Origin of the sequence: Endozoicomonas ascidiicola (genome assembly GCF_001646945.1) — a bacterium.
GTDB lineage: Bacteria > Pseudomonadota > Gammaproteobacteria > Pseudomonadales > Endozoicomonadaceae > Endozoicomonas > Endozoicomonas ascidiicola.
This window is the reverse complement of the sequence record NZ_LUTV01000014.1, coordinates 30,312-33,892: the sequence shown is the minus strand read 5'-3', so window position 1 is coordinate 33,892 and position 3,581 is coordinate 30,312. Positions and strand designations below refer to the sequence as shown.

The 3,581-nt window shown below is 36.5% G+C and carries 1 protein-coding gene; it reads right to left on the bottom strand.

What is annotated here, in order from left to right:
• Positions 1-154: 154 nt before the first annotated feature.
• Entirely contained in the window at positions 155-2,332 is a 2,178-nt protein-coding gene (locus AKL11_RS23880; protein WP_067522819.1) for a hypothetical protein, read from the bottom strand.
• Between the last annotated feature and the right edge of the window lie 1,249 nt (positions 2,333-3,581).

Sequence of the window (3,581 nt, the reverse complement as noted above, 5' to 3'; positions counted from 1 at the left end):
CAAAAATAAGGTTACCGAACTCTTCTGAATTTTACGATAGAACTGGACAAAAAAACTACCAACACAGAAAAGTTCACAGGTTTGCAACTCTGGTAGAAACACAGCAGCTAACGCCAATTTCAGGGGCGCCGTAGGCGTCCCCTGGAAATTTTTGTTAGCTTTTTTCATTTACGGAAACATCACTTTCATTAACTATAATTGAAGAAGAATGAACTACACCCCTAATAATTCTTTCATCTTTAACTAAGTCAATGCCTCTTAACGAGAGTAGAAAAGAGAACATTTTCTTTTCTACAAATTTTGTAATTTTTCTCAACGAATAATCAGGAATTCTCCATGTGAGAAGCATATTAAGAGATGTAATTAAAATTGGAGCAAACCAGATTAAAAATTGTTCCGTTAATATTATTCCCTTAATATTAATTGGGTTTTTAGTATTAATTATTGAAATTTCTTTTATGACAAAAAAGATTGCAAAAATAAGTAACAAAGTAGTGATTATTTCAAAGAAAGAAGATATAGCTTTAGCTTGACGAATTTTTCTGAATTTCTCTTCCTGTTGTGTTTTAAGATAGGTGCCAATACTCTCAGTCGCTAACGCAAGCTTTTTTTCTGTTTCCGATTTTTCTTTCACTAAGTGATTATTTGAATTTTCTAGTACAGAGAGCCTGGTTTGTAAAGCCTGTACTTTATTTTCAGATTCTTTTTTGAAAGCCTCATTCTCTGATCTCGTTTCATTTCTTATTCTTTCTATCTCTTTATTTTTTTCAATTTCACTAATCTCCTGTTGTTCAAGTGTTATCTCTTTTATGATCTCCTCTATAAGATCTTTTGGATCTTTTCCTCTAATTAAATCAATATTTCCTCCAACTTTATCAAGCAAACAATATGCTGTTCTTTTATTATTTATAATGCTTTCGATATGTTCTTTTCCTTCGTCATCTAGCTTAGATATATCTAATAATGTATTCTTTGCCTTTTTTAGGATAGAGATTTTTGATTCTATAGCTCTATGGCAGTTTGCTAAAAGTTCAGAGCTTACTAGGTTTTTACCTTGCCCACCATGCATAACCCATAATAATGTTGCTAGTTTTCTGTCGGTAATTACAGGTGAGATTGTTCCATCGAGTATTATTTTCTTTCTACGTAGATATGAATTTATTTGCTCAGTTATACGAGAATTCTTTGTTAAAAATAAAATATTTGCTTCACTAATATTATTTATTTCTTTATATCGATTTTTTGAAACAACTAGAGCAACACTTTTTGCATCTCTCGCTTGAGCCTTTTCATTCTGATAGTTCCCAAGAGCTGAGAAAACCTCATCTTCGAGTGTTAGCGCCCTCTGAGAAGTTGAAGCTTCATTAATATAATTACTTGCACTAATATCGATACCTTTTTTTTCTAAAGATCCATTTAAATCTCTAACTATAGATTCAGTTTTTGTAAAATTTAAACTACTCTTTAAAAGAAACCTGTCTAAGTCTGTAATTCTACGCTTTTCATTATGATAATTTCTGAGGCTGTTCTGAATTAACTCACGTGCTTCTTGTATATAATAATCGGTCGTGATTAATTTTGCACCTGATGAGGATATCTGTTTAATCAATTCATTACTGTATTTTACCAAATCTGAGTCAGCAAGTCCCAATAAGTCAATTAGTATTGGAGCATCAACTAGGATCTGAACATTATCTAATTTTTTTTCAGAATCAGGTGGGGTTCTTAAATTAAGTATAACTTCTACAATCATCGCACCAGAATGTGCTTGTTCAAGAATATCCTGATATTTCCTATCTTTTTCACTCATAGACTCGATAAATCTAGAGAAAGAATAATTTAGCAGTCTTTCTACTTCAGTGCTTTCCTTGTCATTAAATTCCTCATTTATAAAATCTAAACGAGCTAATCGATGATGAAATGCCTGTTCAATAGAAACCTTTTCCATTGTCAATCCTGATGAATGAAGCATCACTTCTGTAGCTTGGACAAAAGCATCAATCAATTCTTTAAATATATTTACCTGATCTATATTCGATTTAAACACTTGCTCTGATTTGTTAATGTATGCTGCTTTCTTACCAGCTTGAGTTCTACACAGTAAATTTTCAGCTTCAAGCTTAGGTATAATATCCTCCGCAACATATGGGTGCATTTTTAACCCATACATACTTTCTAGCTCAGCAGTGAATGTTTCAGGGTTATAAAATTCTCCATTATGCTTAGCGATTGCTGGAGCAAAAATAGGTAAGAGCCCTTTTATTAAATCTCTTGACTTCGAAAACTCTTCATGAACAAGGGAGTAATGAATTAGTGATCGACTTATATCCATGTAGTATAGATTTCCATGTTTATGATAAGAAAAGACTTGATATGAAAATAGCTAACGCCAAAATGTGCGGCGCGCCGCAGGCGCGTCCGGTGGAGCGCAGCGGAACGAACACGATTTTATTGTTAGCTGCGTAAGCCCGTAAAATGGTTAAACCATGACGAAAACCTGAAGCAAGTACAACTGGCGACAAAGTAAAAACCAGAAGATTTATCACCAGAGATTTTGAACGCTGCTAAAAACCAAGCAGAACCAAAATACCTCGAAACAGTTTGAACCAGATGCTTTGACTACTTGAAGTTTACGACAATGTAACTTACTGGCCTGCGATAAACCTGAAACTTTGCACGCTACAGAAAACCTGCGCCTTACCCCACCAACTCTCCGTCCAAAGAGATGGAAAGGAAAACGATCTCTGCGCTGGCGCGGCAAAAGGAAACTGGTACGCTACCGCCTGCCAGCTAGGGAAAATCAAACAGCAAACAACGATTTTGACGCTGGCATAAAAGAAGGAATATACGACCAAACTCTATCGCCAGCTTGCAAAACGAAGACTACAGATTTCTTATGAACTTTTCGATAGAACAGACCAAAAAACTTCCAACGCTGAAAAACTCTCAGCTTTGCAACTCCGGTAGAAACACAGCAGCTAACGCCAAAATGTGCGGCGCGCCTCAGGCGCGTCCGGTGAAGCGCAGCGGAACGAACACGATTTTTTTGTTAGCTGCGTAAGCCCGTAAAATAGTTGAACTGTGACGAAAACCCGAAGCAAGTACGACTGGCGACAACGTAAAGACCAGAAGATTTACCACCAGAGATTTTGCACACCGCTGCAAACCATGAGGAACCAAAATGCCGCGAACCAGTTTGAGCCAAAAGATTTGACTACTTGAGGTTTACGACAATGTAATTTTCTGACCTGGCACAAACCGGAAACTTTGCACGCTACAGAAAACCAGAGAAAACCGAACCAACTGGCCGATAGAAAAGATGGAAAGGAAACCGATTTTTCTGCTGGCGCTGTAAAAGAAAACTTGTACGTTAGCACTTGCCAGCTTTGGAACAACCAACAGCAAACGACGATATCGACGCTGGCATAAAAGAAGGAATATACGACAAAACTCTCACGCCAGCTTGCAAAAAAAACCTACCGATTTCTTCTGAACTTTTTGATAGAACAGAACAAAAAACTTCCAACGCTGAAAAACTCTCAGGTTTGCAACTCTGGTAGAAACACAGCAGCTAACGCCAA